Origin of the sequence: Allobosea sp. CRIB-10 (genome assembly GCF_900112185.1) — a bacterium.
In the GTDB taxonomy this organism is placed as follows: domain Bacteria; phylum Pseudomonadota; class Alphaproteobacteria; order Rhizobiales; family Beijerinckiaceae; genus Allobosea.
In genome coordinates this window covers 288,958-302,699 of record NZ_FOKP01000003.1, presented here as the reverse complement: position 1 = coordinate 302,699, position 13,742 = coordinate 288,958, and the positions used below count along the sequence as shown (strand labels likewise).

The window sequence follows — 13,742 nt, the reverse complement described above, 5'->3', positions numbered from 1 at the left end:
CCTTAACCTGCCCTTGACCGCTGCCGGACGAAGTTGCGGCATGACGCGCAATGGCCTGTTTCGATTTGGTGGGGAATTCCGGGATTTCGCCCGTGAGAGCGCGTTCCGCGATGCGCGCTTTGGCGAGACACTGCGTCAGTGCCGGTTGATCTTCCTGATCTCGGCGGTTCTCAACACGCTCTTCCTCGCCAGCGACTGGCGTTTCCACGGCACCCCGCATTTCTTCGTCGCCGTCCCGGCGCGGCTGATGGTCGTCTTCGTCTCGCTCCTTTGCTTTGCATTGGTGCGCAAGGCGACGCGGTTCTCGCAGGCGCAGGCCGTGCTGATCCTCTGGGAGGTCTCGACCGGCCTGATGGTCGCGCTGCTGGTCTCGTCGCGCAGCGATCTAGCCCTCTTCGTCGTGCTGATGTTGCCTTCGATCTTCTATCTGGTGGCGCCGACCGCTTTCCGCTGGACGCTTGTCTTGGGACTGGGCTGCAGCGCATTGATGCTCGCCGGCTATCTCGGCAACGGGCCGATGCCGTCGACCCTGCCCGGCCTGATCCTCGTCCTCGTCATGCTCAACTTCGCGCTCGGGCTGGTCGTCGTCCACGGCAACCGCCTGCGCCGGCTCGAATGGGCGGCGACCCAGGCCGAGCGCCAGGCCAAGAACGAGCTCGGCGCCAGCCAGGCGATGATCGAGCGCATCTTCATGGCGGTGCCGATCCCGCTCGTCGTGACCTCGCGCGGCGACGGCCGTTTTCTGCGCGGCAACGACGCGGCCAAGCGCTATTTCGGCGACGAGGTCACGCAGGCGCAGGTCCAGGACATCCTGCTCGATGGCGGCAATCGCCGCGTCATCGCTCGCTTGCTCAACGCTCATGACCAGATCGAGGGCCATGAGGCCCAGGTCCGCGACGGCAGCGGCGCCGTCCGCGACGTGCTGATCACCGCGACCACGCTGCCGGACGGCGAAATGCCGGCGGTCGTCGCCGGCATCGTCGACATCACCGACCGCAAGGCGGCCGAGGCCCGCACCCGCCGCCAGGCGACGCATGACGCGCTGACCGGCCTGCCCAATCGTCTGCTGTTCGGCGAACGGATGCAGCAGGCGCTGGCGAAAATGGCAAGCAAGGGTGGGGCGGTCTGCCTCTTCCTGATCGATCTCGACGACTTCAAGTCGATCAACGACACGCTCGGCCATGACGCTGGAGACGCATTGCTGATCGAGGCGGCGAGGCGGCTCGCCGCCGCGATCGGCCCTGACGAGCTGGTCGCTCGGCTCGGCGGCGACGAATTCGTCGTGCTCTCGACGCAGCGGTTGACGGGGTTCGAGGCGCTAGTGAAAGGCGAGGCCCTGATCGAGGTGCTGCGCCGGCCCTGCGAGCATGCCGGGCAGATGATCGCGACGCGGGCGAGCCTCGGCATCGCGCTGGCGCCCGAGCATGATCGCGACGGCGTCGAACTGATGAAGGACGCCGATCTCGCGCTCTACCGGGCCAAGGCGAACGGCCGCAACATGGCGATCGTCTACGAGCCGGCGATGCGCGCCGCGATGGCGCGCCGCGTCGCGGTGTGTCAAGGGCTCGCCGGTGCGCTGAAGCAGGAACGCATCCTCCCCTATTATCAACCGCAGGTCGCGGTCGACACCGGCCGGATCGTCGGCTTCGAGGCGCTGGCGCGCTGGCGCCATTCCGAGCGCGGCATCATTCCGGCCGCCGCCTTCCAGGAAGGTTTCCAGGACGCCGAGATCGCCAACGGGATCAGCGACGCGATCATCGCGGCCGCCATCGGCGACCTGCGCAGCTGGCTCGATGCCGGGCTCGATGTCGGCCATGTCTGCGTCAACCTCGCTGCCAGCGTCTTCCGTGATCCGGCGTTGCCGGAGCGTCTGCTCGGTCAGCTCGCGGCTGCCGGCGTGCCGGCCAGTCATTTCGGTGTCGAGGTCACCGAGACGGTACTGCTGACCCGCAATGCCGACGAGGCCGAGCGAACGCTGAAGACGCTGCGTGGTGCGGGTCTGCGCGTCGCGCTCGATGATTTCGGCACCGGCTACGCCTCGCTCACCCATCTCAAGCGCTTTCCGGTCGACGCGCTCAAGATCGACCGTGGCTTCGTCAGCCATGTCACCGAGAATGGCGGCGATGCGGCGATCGTGCGGGCGCTGATCCGGCTCGCGGCCGATCTGCGGCTCGACGTCATCGCCGAGGGCGTGGAGACCGCCGAGCAGGAAGCTTTCCTGAAGGAGCAGGGCTGCCGCTTCGCCCAGGGCTATCGCTACGCCAAGCCTGCCCCGGCCGGCCGCGTGCCCTGGCTGCTGCAGCTGCCCAACCTGCTGCCCAAGGGCGACGCCATGCACGGAGATAGTGCCGCCGCCTGATCAGGCGCACTGGTCGCGGTGTGGTTTTCGTGGCGCTATGCTGCTCTCTGTTTTGATGTCGAGAGCCTCGCATGCGCGCCTTCTATCACCCCGACCAGTCCAAGCACGATCCGCAGCAATATATGCGCTTCGGCCAGATCGTCGCGCCGAAGGACCTGCCGGAACGGACGGAGAGGTTGCTCGGCGCGCTGGCCAAGCACGGCATCGCGCCGGAGCGCCCGGCCGAGCATGGCACCGGCCCGATCCTCGCCGTCCACGATGAAGGCTTCGTCCGCTTCCTCGAAGGGTTGTGGCAGCGCTGGCTCGCTCTGCCCGAGCGCGGACCCGAGGCCTGGCCCAACACCTTCCCCTATTGGAGCGGCCGCACCGACGAAGATGTCCGTCCGCCCTGCCGCCCGACCGGCATTGTCGGCCAGATGGGCTGGTATCTCGGCGACATGTCGGTGCCGGTCGGCGAGCATTGCTGGCTCTCCACCCTGCGTTCGGCCGAGACGGCGGTCTCCGGCGCCGAGGCGATCCTTGCCGGCGAGCGCGCAGTCTATTCGCTCTGCCGACCCTCGGGCCACCATGCCCGCGCCGACCGCGCTTCCGGCTTCTGCTATCTCAACAACACTGCGATCGCGGCCCAGCGACTGCGCAGCAAATTCGGCAAGGTCGCGATCCTCGACGTCGATGCCCATCACGGCGACGGCACCCAGCAGATCTTCTATCGCCGGAACGACGTGCTCACCATCTCGGTCCATGCCGATCCGGTGAACTACTACCCCTTCTTCACCGGTTATGAGGATGAGCGCGGCTACGGGCCAGGGGAAGGTCTCAACTTCAATTTGCCGCTCGCCCCTGGCGCCGGCGGCGCCGAGATGGAAGCGGCGGTCGACCGCGCCGGCCGCGCCATCCGCGAGTTCGGCGCCGAGGCGCTGGTGATCGCGCTCGGCTACGACGCCCATAAGGACGATCCGATCGGCGTGCTCAAGCTGGAGGCCGCCGATTTCGGCACGATCGGCGAGCGGGTGAGGGCGCTCGGCCTGCCGACACTGGTGGTGCAGGAAGGTGGCTACGCGATCGAGGCGATCGGCGATTGCCTCGACGCGTTCCTGGGCGGGTTCAAGTAGGCCTTCCTTCTCCCCTCGGGGGAGAAGGTCCCGGCAGGGGGATGCGGGCGCTTTGACCGGGTGAGACGAAAAAAGGGCCGCTTGCGCGACCCTTCCATCATGCGTCAGCGCTTCGCGCTGCCACCTTCGCCCCCGAGGGGAGAAGGCTCCGCTACTCCGCCGCCTCGCGACGCGGCAGCACCCAGTCCGGGCGGACCCAGTGGCAGGTGTAGCCGGCCGGGTAGCGCTCGAGATAATCCTGGTGCTCCGGCTCGGCCTCCCAGAAATCGCCCGCGGGCTTCACCTCGGTGACCACCTTGCCCGGCCAGCGGCCCGAGGCGTTCACCTCGGCGATCACCTCATCGGCAATCTTCTTCTGGGTGTCGTCGACATAGTAGATGCCGGAGCGGTAGCTGGTGCCGAGATCGTTGCCCTGGCGGTTCAGCGTGGTCGGGTCGTGGATCTGGAAGAAGAATTCCACCAGCTGCCGGTAGCCGATCCTGGCGGGGTCGAAGATGATCTCGATGCCCTCGGCATGGGTCCCGTGATTGCGATAGGTCGCGTTTTTCACGTCGCCGCCGGTGTAGCCGACCCGGGTCGTCTCGACGCCGGGGAGCTTGCGGATCAGGTCCTGCATGCCCCAGAAGCAACCGCCTGCGAGTACAGCACGTTCCGTCATGTCAAACCTCCTTGCTGCTGCCCACATAAGCATCGGCAGCTGAATTCGCCATGTCGGGGCATCCGGTTACAGATCCTCAGATCACCGCCTCGATCAGGAACGGCCCCTTGCGGCCGAGCGCCCCCCGGAACAGCCTGGTGAATTCCTCGGCCGTCGTGGCGCGCGCGGCCTCGACGCCCATGCCGTTCGCCATCGACACCCAGTCCAGCGCCGGCTCGTCGAGGTTGAGCATCAGCTTGGCGTTGCGGCCGAAATCATTGACGCCGACATTGCGCATCTCGCCGTGCAGGATCGCATAGGTCCGGTTGGCGAAGACCACGGTCACAACGTCGAGATTCTCGCGCGCCTGCGTCCACAGCCCCTGGACCGTGTACATGCCGGAGCCGTCGGCCTGCATGCCGATGACCTTGCGGTCGGGGCAGGCGACCGCCGCGCCGACGCAGAGCGGAATGCCTTCGCCGATCGCGCCGCCGGTGAGCTGGATGTAGTCGTGCTGCGGCGCGCCATGGCAGTCGAAATAGAAGCTGCGGCCCGACGAGACCGACTCGTCGCAGATGATCGCGTTCTCCGGCAGCAGCCGCGCGACGATGGTGCAGACCTTGTCGGCGTCGAGAGCGCCTGTCGGCAGCGCGTTGTCCGCCTTCTGCGGCGCGGCGATGAAGGCGGGCGGCGTCGCCCGGGCCGAGAGCTCGTCGGCCAGCGCCTCGATCGCGCCGGGCAGGTCGTCGCCTTGCACGGCGAGCTGCTCGACCTGGCAGGTCTCGTGGACCAGCCGGCCGGGCTTGCCCGGATAGGCGAAGAAGCCGACCGGCACCTGGGCTCCGATCAGCACGAGCAGGTCGATGTCCTTGAGCTGCTGCAGCGCCATGTCGATCGGATAGAACACCTTCGGGATGGCGACGCGGCCGGCGCCGCGCTCGATCCTCCCGTTCGACATCTGCGCGAAGATCTGCGCACCGGTCGCAGCGCAGACCCGCGCGGCCATCGCCATCGGACCCTCGCGCAGCGCCGAGCCGGTCAGCATGATCGCGGCGCGCGAACCGTGCTTGCGCAGTAAATTGGCGACCTCGCGGATTGGTGCCCCATCGACCTGCTTCGGCGCCGGCACCGCCGTGCGCTTAAGTTCCGCCGGCTCGACGCTGCCCCAGGCGCAATCGGCCGGCAGGATCACGGTGGTGACGCCGGGCAGCGACAGCGATGCGGCATAGGCTTCGCCGATCGCCGGGCCGACATCTTCAGGGCTCGCGATGCGGCGGACGAATTGCGACATTGGCCAGGCCAGGCTCTCGATGTCGCTGGTCAGCGGCGCGTCGTGCTGGAGATGGTAGGTCGCGTGGTCGCCGACCACGTTGATCATCGGCGTATTGGCGCGCTTCGCATTGTGCATGTTGGCGAGTGCGTTTGCCATGCCGGGCCCGCAATGGAGCAGGGTCGCCGCCGGCTTGTCGGCCATGCGGGCATAGCCGTCGGCCGCGCCGGTGACCACGCCCTCGAACAGGCCGAGCACGCAGCGCATCTGCGGCTTGCGGTCGAGCGCCGCGACGAAATGCATTTCGGAGGTGCCGGGATTGGCGAAGCAGACATCGACATCGTTGACCAGCAGCGTGTCGCACAGGCGGTCGGCGCCATTCATCCGGAAGAACCTCTTTAATAGCCAAAGGCGCGTCGCGCCGAATGCTGCGAGGGGAAGGGATCACTACGAGAGTGTCAAACAAGAGAATGTCATTGCTTCCCCAAGTCCGGGTGATGCCGCCTTGACGGAATTGCATATGCATTTAACGTGAATTGGAACGAAGCTTGCTTTGTCGAACACGATCGGGCTGCGTTGGCCGGGGTGTCCGCAGCAAGCGGGAACAAGAGGGGAAGAGGTTCGTCATGACAGGTGTGAAGCGTATCGGGGCGCTGGCCGGGATCGGTCTTGGAGCTCTCATCGCCGCGGACGGCGCGCAGGCGCAGACCAAGGTCAACATCGGCATCTCCGGCTGGACCGGCTTCGCGCCCCTGACCCTTGCCAAGGAGGCCGGCATCTTCGCCAAGAACGGCCTCGACGTCTCGATCAAGAAGATCCCGCAGAAGGATCGCCACCTCGCCATCGCCTCGGGCGACATCCAGTGCGCCGCGACCACGGTCGAGACCTGGATCGTCTGGGACGCAGCCGGCATCAAGACCAAGCAGATCTTCCAGCTCGACAAGAGCTATGGCGCCGACGGCATGGCCGTGCGCGGCTCGACCGCCTCGATCAAGGACCTCAAGGGCAAGACGGTCGCGGCCTCCGCACCCGGCACCTCGCCCTATTTCGCCCTCGCCTGGATCCTCAAGGAGAACGGCATGTCGGTGAAGGACGTCAACGTCGTCAACATGGAGCCCGGCCCGGCCGCGCAGGCCTTCATCGCCGGCCAGAACGACGCGGCGATGACCTATGAGCCTTATCTCTCGGCCGTGCGCGAGAAGCCGGAGGCTGGCAAGATCATCGCGACCACGCTGGACTATCCGATGGTGATGGACACCTTCGGCTGCACGCCGAAATTCCTCGCCGAGAACGATGCGGCCGCCAAGGCTCTGACCAAGAGCTATTTCGACGCGCTGGCGATGATCAAGGCCGATCAGACCAAGGCCTATGGCATCATGGGCGCCGATGTGAAGCAGACCGGCGAGCAGTTCGGCAAGTCGGCCGGTTATCTGCGCTGGTCGGATGCCGAGGGGAACAAGAAGTTCTTCGAGGGCGAATGGCAGGCCTTCACCACCAAGGCGGCCGAGCTGCTGCTCGAGATCGGCCTGATCAAGGCCAAGCCGGACATCAACACGCTGGTCGACACGAAGTACGTCGCCGGCAAGTGAGCGGCGACGTCCTGCCGGACGTTCTGACCTCCGGCCTGCGTGTCGTCTTCTGCGGCACGCAGGCCGGAGCGGCCTCTGCCCGGCGGGGCGCCTATTATGCCGGCCCCGGCAACAAGTTCTGGAAGACCCTGTTCGAGACCGGGCTTATCCCTGAGCCGCTCGGCCCCTCGGATTTCCGGGAGCTGCCGCGATACGGCATCGGCTTCACCGATGTCGCCAAGGGAACCTCCGGCCCCGACACGGCGCTGATGCGGCACCATGTCGATAGCGCCGGCTTCCTGGCCAAGCTTCGTGAGCATGCTCCCGCGATCGTCGCTTTCAACGGCAAGCGTGCCGCCCAGGCGGCGCTGGGTGAGGAGAAGGGACTCAAGCTCGCCTATGGTCTCCAGCCGTCCCCGCTCGTAGGAAGCCGCGTCTTCATCCTGCCCTCCACCTCCGGGACGGCATCCGGCTACTGGTCCATCGAGCCCTGGCGTGAACTCGCCGCCCTCGTGAAGGAAACAAGTTCTAGACGATGAAACCACTTCAGCCGGTCTCCGCTGCCGCCCGTGTCGGCTACGGCATCGCCTTCTTCGCGCTCTTCGTCGTCGTCTGGTCGGTCGCGACCTTCGGCGGCTATGTCCAAAAGCTGTTCCTCGCCGATCCGCTGACCATGGTCGGCGAAGGCTGGAACCTCCTCGTCAACCACGGCTTCATCGTCGATATCGGCATGACGATCTGGCGCGTCGTCGGCGGCTTCATCCTCGCCGTCGTCTTCGCGCTGCCGCTCGGCATCCTGATGGGCGCCTACAAGCCGGTCGAGGCCTTCCTCGAGCCGTTCGTCTCCTTCGCGCGCTACCTGCCGGCCTCGGCCTTCATCCCGCTCTTGATCCTCTGGGCCGGCATCGGCGAGACGCAGAAGCTGCTCGTCATCTTCATCGGCTCGTTTTTCCAGCTCGTGCTGATGATCGCGGTCGCGGTCGGCGGCATAAGGCGCGACCTGGTCGACGCCGCCTACACGCTCGGCGCCAGCGATTCCTCCGTGGTGCGCCGGGTGCTCCTGCCCAACGCCGCGCCGGAGATCGCCGAGATCTTCCGCCTCGTGCTCGGCTGGGCCTGGACCTATGTCATCGTCGCCGAGCTGATCGGATCCTCCTCCGGCATCGGCCACATGATCACCGACAGCCAAGCGCTGCTCAACACCGGGCAGATCATCTTCGGCATCATCGTCATCGGCCTGATCGGGCTGATCTCCGATTTCCTCTTCAAGGCGGTCAACCAGCGCCTGTTTCCGTGGGCGCAGGCATGAGCAAGCTTCTGATCGACCAGGTCGGCAAGGTCTTCCCGGCCCGCGGCAAGGGCCAGGCGACGCGCGCGCTGATGCCGACCTCGCTTGATGTCGCCGACAACGACTTCATCACCATCCTCGGCCCCTCCGGCTGCGGGAAGTCGACGCTGCTGCGCATCATCGGCGGGCTGGAGACCGCGAGCGAGGGCAAGATCCTGCTCGACGGCGCTCCCGTCACCGGGCCGGGCGCCGATCGCGGCTTCGTCTTCCAGAGCTACACGCTCTTCCCCTGGCTCAGCGTGGTGCAGAACATCGCCTTCGGCCTGCGCGAGAAGGGCGTGCCCGAGCGTGAGCGGCTCGATATCGCCCGCAAATGGGCCGAGCGTGTCGGGCTTTCCGGCTTCGTCGACCATTTCCCCAAGCAGCTCTCCGGCGGCATGCAGCAGCGGACCGCGATCGCCCGCGCGCTGGCCAATGATCCAAAAATCCTGTTGCTCGACGAGCCCTTCGGCGCGCTCGACAACCAGACCCGGGCGCTGATGCAGGAAATGCTGCTCGGCATCTGGGAGCGTGAGCAGAAGACCGTGCTCTTCGTCACCCACGACATCGAAGAGGCGATCTTCGTCGGCTCGCGCGTGGTGGTGATGAGCGCGCGGCCCGGCCGGATCAAGGCCGACATCCCGGTCGAGCTGCCGCATCCCAGGCCCTACACGATCAAGACCACGCCGGAGTTCGTCGCGCTGAAGGAGCGGCTGGTCGAGGAGATCCGGGTCGAGGCCGTGCTGGCGGCCGAGGGGCACTGAACCGCGAAGCTCACTGCGCTTCCGGCAAGTCGAGATGCTGCTCGACCCGGCGCAAGCGCGCTTCGAGCTCGCTGATCAGCACGCCATGGCCGATGACCGAGGTGTGGTACTCGACCACGGCGCGGCGCAGGCCGACGATCCGGTCACCCACATCCTTGCGCAGGGCCATCATGTCCGACGCGACATCGGCCCTGAGCGAGGTGAAATCGGCCTTAAGGTCGCTGAATTCGGATCGCATGGTCGCGATGTCGCCTTTCACGGCCGCGACATCGTCCTTCGTGGCCATGTCGGCGCGCATTTCGCGCAGCATCTGTAGGATCAGGCTGTCCGGTTCGATGCTCATGCGGTCCCGGTCGGTTTTCGTCGAGCCTCGGCAAAATTGTAGCTTGCGCGCATGGCGGGTGGCAATGCCGCACGCTCGCGCCACTCCTGCGCTGCGCTTCAGTTCGCTGACTCGCCTCAATGAGCATTGACACCACACCGGTATGGTGGTTCCTTCCCTGCCGAAATTGGCCTGACCACATGGCCAAATCGATGCCGCTCAGGACGGGCGGCGCAGGGAAGGGTCCGGGGAGCTGATGCCGCTCGCAGTCGTCGAGTCGCCGCGCCTGTATCGGCAGATCGCCGATCAGTTGCGCCATCTCATCGACCAGCATGAATTTCCGGTCGGCAGCCGTCTGCCGCCCGAGCGCGAGCTCGCGGAAAAGCTCGGCGTCTCCCGTCCCTCGGTGCGCGAGGCCCTGATCGCGCTCGAGGTCGAGGGACGCGTGCGCATCCGCATGGGCTCGGGCGTCTATGTCGTCGACCCGGCCCAGGCCGCCGCGCAGCTTGCCGGTACAGGCTTTCCTGTCGAGGGGCCGTTCGAGGTGCTCGCGGCGCGCCGGCTGGTCGAGGGCGCGGTCGCGGCCGATGCCGCAGGGCAGGCGACTCCGGCGCAGCTGGCCGGGCTCGCCGGCATTCTCGACCAGATGGAACAGCCCGGATTACCGGCGGAGCAATTGATCGCGCTCGACCGTGCCTTCCATGTCGAGATCGCGGCGATGCTGGGGAACACCGTGCTGGTGCGCTGCGTCGGCGAGCTCTTCGACCAGCGCATGAGTCCGTATTTCCGCCAGCTTGCGCAGTATTTCGAGAACGAGGACTCGTGGCGCTCGGCGGCGCGCGAGCATCGCGCCATTCACGCCGCACTCGCGCGCGGTGATCGCGAGGCGGCGCGTGCGGCGATGTGCGCCCATCTCCAGGCTTCGCAGGAGCGCTTTTCGCAGAGCTTCGGCGACACCGACCTCAAGCGGGCAGGCGAGCGTCAGCGCCGGCCCGGCCCGATCAAATGACGCAGGCTTCGATCGCATCCGAAAGTTCCAGGGAGGACTGACCATGAAGTTCCATTACGCCCTTGCCGCGCTCGCCGCCGGCGCCCTCTTCGCCGGCGCGCCGGCGCAGGCCCAGACCAAGCTGAAATGGGCCCATGTCTACGAGACCTCCGAGCCGTTCCACACCGAGTCGGTCTGGGCCGCCGAGGAGATCAAGAAGCGCAGCAACGGCAAATACGAGATCACGGTCTATCCGGCTTCGCAGCTCGGCAAGGAGACCGACATCAACCAGGGCCTGACGCTCGGCACGGTCGACATGATCATCTCGGGCTCGAGCTTCGCCGCCCGCGCCTATCCGCCGATCGGCGTGACCTACTACCCCTTCATCTTCCGCGGCCCGGACCATCTCCTCGCCTATGTGAAGAGCGACGTCTTCAAGGAGATGGCCAAGGGCTATGAGGAGAAGAGCGGCCACCAGATCCTGGCCGTGACCTATTACGGCACCCGCCACACCACCTCGAACAAGCCGATCAAGACCTGCGCCGACATGAAGGGCCTGAAGATCCGCGTGCCCGACGTGCCGGCCTATCTCGCCATGCCGCGCGCCTGCGGCGCCAACACCACGCCGATCGCCTTCGCCGAGGTCTATCTGGCGCTCCAGAACGGCACGGTCGAGGCGCAGGAGAACCCGCTCAACACCATCGACGCCAAGAAGTTCTACGAGGTCCAGAAGCACATCATCCTGACCGGCCACATCGTCGACCACCTCAACACCGTGGTCTCGAAGCAGCTCTGGGCCAAGCTCTCGCCCGAGGACAGGAAGATCTTCACCGACGTCGCCCAGGAGGCGGCCGAGCGCGCGACCAAGAAGATCCAGGCCGACGAAACCAAGCTGGTCCAGGTCTTCAAGGACAAGGGCCTCTCCGTCACCGAGATCGACAAGGCCGACTTCCTCGCTGCCGTGCAGAAGAACGTGACCTTCGAGCAGTACGGCTATCGCAAGGCCGACTGGGAGCGGATCCAGGCGATCAAGTGAGCTGATCCCGTCATTCTGAAACCGGCGGCAGGTCGGTTTCAGAACTGATGAACGTCGCCCTCTCCGTCATGGTCGGACTTGTCCCGACCATCCACGTCCTCGCATCGCTGATCGCATGCGGTGTTCAAGACGTGGATGCTCGCCACAAGGGCGAGCATGACGGCTGAGGACTGTCGAAGCGAAGAGTGAGCGATGACGACGACGCCGGAAATCCATACCCAAGTCACCAGCGAGGAGATCGCCCACGTCTTCGACGAGGCGCCGCCGCCGGCCGATCTCTCCGGCTATGGCCTCGAGGACTGGGTGACGCTCGCCGCCTTCTGGCTGATGGTCGCCTGCGTCGTGGCGCAGTTCTTCACCCGCTACGTCCTCAACGACAGCTTCGCCTGGACCGAGGAGATCGCGATCTACGCGCTGATCGTCGTCGTCTTCCTCGGCTCCTCGCTTTGCGTGCGCGCTTCGCGCCACATCCAGGTCGACTTCCTCTACCGCTACCTCTCGCATGGCGCCGGCCGGGCGCTCTCCACCGCCGTCGATATCATCCGCATCGGCTTCTTCGCCTATGGCACGGTGCTGACCCATCGCTATGCTCAGCTCATTCCCGACGAGATGATGACGACGATCCAGTTCCCGAAATCCCCGGTGTTCTATGCCGTCGTCGTCGCCTTCGCGCTGATGACGCTGCGCGCGATCCAGGTCGCCTGGCAGAACTGGCGCCGCGGCTACTCCGTGTTGGAGCGTCCCTCGGCCTTCGACGGCTCGGAGGCCTGATCCATGCTGATCCTGCTCGGAACCTTCCTCGGCCTGATGGTGCTCGGCGTGCCCGTCGCCATCTCGATGGCCGTCGCCTCGCTCGCCTTCATCCTCGTCTCCGGTACCGTGCCGGACGTGATCCTGGCCCAGCGCATGATCGCCGGTGTCGAGAGCTTCCCGCTGCTGGCGGTGCCCTTCTTCATCCTCGCCGGCAACCTGATGAACATCGCCGGCGTCACCGGCCGCATCTATTCCTTCGCCGTCGCCCTCGTCGGCTGGATGCGCGGCGGCCTCGCCCAGGTCAACATCATCGGCTCGGTGATCTTCTCCGGCATGTCCGGCACCGCGATCGCCGACGCCGCCGGCATCGGCACGATCGAGATCAAGGCGATGAAGGACCATGGCTATTCGACCGAGGTCGCGGTCGGCGTCACCGCCGCCTCGGCGACGCTCGGGCCGATCATCCCGCCGTCCTTGCCCTTCGTCATCTACGGCATGATGGCGAACACCTCGATCGGCGCGCTTTTCCTCGGCGGTGTCATCCCCGGGGTTATGATGACCCTGTTCATGATGGTGACGGTCGCGATCTTCGCCCGCATCTACAAATGGGGCTCGGACACGCCGTTCTCGCTGCGCCAGCTCGGCTCGGCCGGAATCGAGGTGCTGGTCGTGATGGGCTTCCCGGTGGTGGCCTATGGCCTCGTCTTCGCCGGGCTCGACCCCAACCTCGCCATCGGCATCGCGCTCGCCCTGCTGCTGGCCCTGGACTACTGCTTCAATTTCTCGGCGGTGATGGCGTTGATGACGCCGGTCATCCTGATCGGCGGCATGACCATGGGCTGGTTCACCCCGACCGAGGCGGCCGCCGCAGCCGTGATCTGGTCGCTGTTCCTTGGGCTGGTGCGCTACCGCTCGATGACCATGCGCAGCCTGACCAAGGCGACCTTCGACACGATCGAGACCACCGCCTCGGTGCTGTTCATCGTCACCGCCGCCTCGATCTTCGCCTGGCTGCTGACGGTCTCCCAGACGGCGCAACTTCTGTCCGACCTGATCCTCGGCTTCACCCAGAACAAATGGGTGTTCCTGATCCTGGTCAACCTGCTGCTGCTGTTCATCGGCTGCTTCCTCGACACCATCGCGGCGATCACCATCGTCGTGCCGATCCTTCTGCCGATCGCCCTCAAGCTCGGCGTCGACCCGATCCACTTCGGCCTGATCCTGACGCTCAACCTGATGATCGGATTGCTGCATCCGCCGCTCGGCATGGTGCTGTTCGTGCTGTCGCGCGTCGCCAAGCTCTCGGTCGAGCGCACCACCATGGCGATCCTGCCCTGGCTGGCACCGCTCTTCGCCGCGTTGCTGGCGATCACCTTCATTCCCGAGCTGACGCTCTGGCTGCCGCGCACCATGGGCATGATCCGGTAAGGGAAACGACGGTGGACTGGCGAGAACGGCCCACCGTCCCCATTTTTCTGTCAGGAGGCTGACAGCTGCATGCGGCTGATGGGGATCGGCCTTGCACCGAACCCACTGTTACGCTGCCGCGGGCGATCGCCATCTTTGATGGCGAAGGGGCACTGCCGTGAGGTGGCGCCATGCGCAG

Annotated in this window: 13 protein-coding genes; 10 read left to right on the top strand and 3 right to left on the bottom strand. The window is 66.1% G+C overall.

Annotation, left to right across the window (positions count from 1 at the left end):
• Positions 1 to 40 precede the first annotated feature (40 nt).
• Together BMZ69_RS06515 and BMZ69_RS06510 are read left to right on the top strand one after the other, a co-directional pair.
• A complete protein-coding gene (locus BMZ69_RS06515) occupies positions 41 to 2,359 on the top strand; it encodes a putative bifunctional diguanylate cyclase/phosphodiesterase (protein ID WP_092155750.1) in 2,319 nt (772 codons plus the stop codon).
• Between the two features lie 71 nt (positions 2,360 to 2,430).
• On the top strand, positions 2,431 to 3,471 hold the full coding sequence (locus BMZ69_RS06510) for a histone deacetylase family protein (protein WP_092155749.1): 1,041 nt from the start codon (positions 2,431 to 2,433) through the stop codon (positions 3,469 to 3,471).
• Between the two features lie 151 nt (positions 3,472 to 3,622).
• Here the strand turns inward: BMZ69_RS06510 and msrA are convergent, their stop codons facing one another.
• Both msrA and BMZ69_RS06500 read right to left on the bottom strand, forming a co-directional pair.
• The gene (gene msrA / locus BMZ69_RS06505) at positions 3,623 to 4,129 is read right to left on the bottom strand and encodes a peptide-methionine (S)-S-oxide reductase MsrA (RefSeq protein ID WP_092155748.1); all 507 of its coding nucleotides are present in this window, start codon (positions 4,127 to 4,129) and stop codon (positions 3,623 to 3,625) included.
• Positions 4,130 to 4,205: 76 nt separating this feature from the next.
• Entirely contained in the window at positions 4,206 to 5,762 is a 1,557-nt protein-coding gene (locus tag BMZ69_RS06500; RefSeq protein ID WP_092155747.1) for an acetolactate synthase large subunit, read from the bottom strand.
• Between the two features lie 242 nt (positions 5,763 to 6,004).
• On the opposite strand from BMZ69_RS06500, the gene BMZ69_RS06495 reads away from it, so the two are divergent.
• Genes BMZ69_RS06495 through BMZ69_RS06480 form a run of 4 tightly spaced genes read left to right on the top strand, consistent with a single transcriptional unit; the run spans position 6,005 to position 9,037 of the window.
• Entirely contained in the window at positions 6,005 to 6,967 is a 963-nt protein-coding gene (locus BMZ69_RS06495; RefSeq protein ID WP_092155746.1) for an ABC transporter substrate-binding protein, read from the top strand.
• Positions 6,964 to 7,485 (top strand): mismatch-specific DNA-glycosylase, encoded by a 522-nt coding sequence (locus BMZ69_RS06490; RefSeq protein WP_244543234.1) that lies wholly within the window; start codon positions 6,964 to 6,966, stop codon positions 7,483 to 7,485. The genes BMZ69_RS06495 and BMZ69_RS06490 overlap by 4 nt, the downstream gene beginning before the upstream one ends.
• Positions 7,482 to 8,255 carry an ABC transporter permease gene (locus BMZ69_RS06485; RefSeq protein ID WP_092155744.1) on the top strand — a complete coding sequence of 258 codons (774 nt, stop codon included), beginning with the start codon at positions 7,482 to 7,484 and terminating at the stop codon, positions 8,253 to 8,255. The genes BMZ69_RS06490 and BMZ69_RS06485 overlap by 4 nt, the downstream gene beginning before the upstream one ends.
• On the top strand, positions 8,252 to 9,037 hold the full coding sequence (locus tag BMZ69_RS06480; RefSeq protein WP_175506683.1) for an ABC transporter ATP-binding protein: 786 nt from the start codon (positions 8,252 to 8,254) through the stop codon (positions 9,035 to 9,037). The genes BMZ69_RS06485 and BMZ69_RS06480 overlap by 4 nt, the downstream gene beginning before the upstream one ends.
• Positions 9,038 to 9,047: 10 nt before the next feature.
• On the opposite strand, the gene BMZ69_RS06475 is transcribed toward BMZ69_RS06480, so the two are convergent.
• A complete protein-coding gene (locus BMZ69_RS06475; protein ID WP_092155742.1) occupies positions 9,048 to 9,380 on the bottom strand; it encodes a hypothetical protein in 333 nt (110 codons plus the stop codon).
• Positions 9,381 to 9,615: 235 nt separating this feature from the next.
• On the opposite strand from BMZ69_RS06475, the gene BMZ69_RS06470 reads away from it, so the two are divergent.
• The 4 genes from BMZ69_RS06470 (at position 9,616) to BMZ69_RS06455 (ending at position 13,564) form a co-directional block, all read left to right on the top strand.
• Positions 9,616 to 10,368, top strand: a complete 753-nt coding sequence (locus BMZ69_RS06470; protein WP_092155741.1) for a FadR/GntR family transcriptional regulator — start codon at positions 9,616 to 9,618, stop codon at positions 10,366 to 10,368.
• 43 nt (positions 10,369 to 10,411) lie between these two features.
• Positions 10,412 to 11,383, top strand: coding sequence for a sialic acid TRAP transporter substrate-binding protein SiaP (locus tag BMZ69_RS06465; RefSeq protein ID WP_092155740.1), 972 nt, complete (start codon positions 10,412 to 10,414; stop codon positions 11,381 to 11,383).
• A gap of 192 nt (positions 11,384 to 11,575) precedes the next feature.
• Entirely contained in the window at positions 11,576 to 12,154 is a 579-nt protein-coding gene (locus tag BMZ69_RS06460) for a TRAP transporter small permease (RefSeq protein WP_092155739.1), read from the top strand.
• Between the two features lie 3 nt (positions 12,155 to 12,157).
• Complete coding sequence (locus BMZ69_RS06455; RefSeq protein WP_092155738.1) at positions 12,158 to 13,564, top strand: TRAP transporter large permease; 1,407 nt, start codon at positions 12,158 to 12,160, stop codon at positions 13,562 to 13,564.
• Positions 13,565 to 13,742: the final 178 nt, after the last annotated feature.

Coding starts and splice junctions, on each gene's coding strand:
- BMZ69_RS06465 (WP_092155740.1), top strand. CDS start 10,412: ATGAAGTTCCATTACGCCCTTGCCGCGCTCGCCGCCGGCGCCCTCTTC.
- BMZ69_RS06500 (WP_092155747.1), bottom strand. CDS start 5,762: ATGAATGGCGCCGACCGCCTGTGCGACACGCTGCTGGTCAACGATGTC.
- msrA (WP_092155748.1), bottom strand. CDS start 4,129: ATGACGGAACGTGCTGTACTCGCAGGCGGTTGCTTCTGGGGCATGCAG.
- BMZ69_RS06510 (WP_092155749.1), top strand. CDS start 2,431: ATGCGCGCCTTCTATCACCCCGACCAGTCCAAGCACGATCCGCAGCAA.
- BMZ69_RS06460 (WP_092155739.1), top strand. CDS start 11,576: ATGACGACGACGCCGGAAATCCATACCCAAGTCACCAGCGAGGAGATC.
- BMZ69_RS06485 (WP_092155744.1), top strand. CDS start 7,482: ATGAAACCACTTCAGCCGGTCTCCGCTGCCGCCCGTGTCGGCTACGGC.
- BMZ69_RS06475 (WP_092155742.1), bottom strand. CDS start 9,380: ATGAGCATCGAACCGGACAGCCTGATCCTACAGATGCTGCGCGAAATG.
- BMZ69_RS06470 (WP_092155741.1), top strand. CDS start 9,616: ATGCCGCTCGCAGTCGTCGAGTCGCCGCGCCTGTATCGGCAGATCGCC.
- BMZ69_RS06495 (WP_092155746.1), top strand. CDS start 6,005: ATGACAGGTGTGAAGCGTATCGGGGCGCTGGCCGGGATCGGTCTTGGA.
- BMZ69_RS06455 (WP_092155738.1), top strand. CDS start 12,158: ATGCTGATCCTGCTCGGAACCTTCCTCGGCCTGATGGTGCTCGGCGTG.
- BMZ69_RS06480 (WP_175506683.1), top strand. CDS start 8,252: ATGAGCAAGCTTCTGATCGACCAGGTCGGCAAGGTCTTCCCGGCCCGC.
- BMZ69_RS06515 (WP_092155750.1), top strand. CDS start 41: ATGACGCGCAATGGCCTGTTTCGATTTGGTGGGGAATTCCGGGATTTC.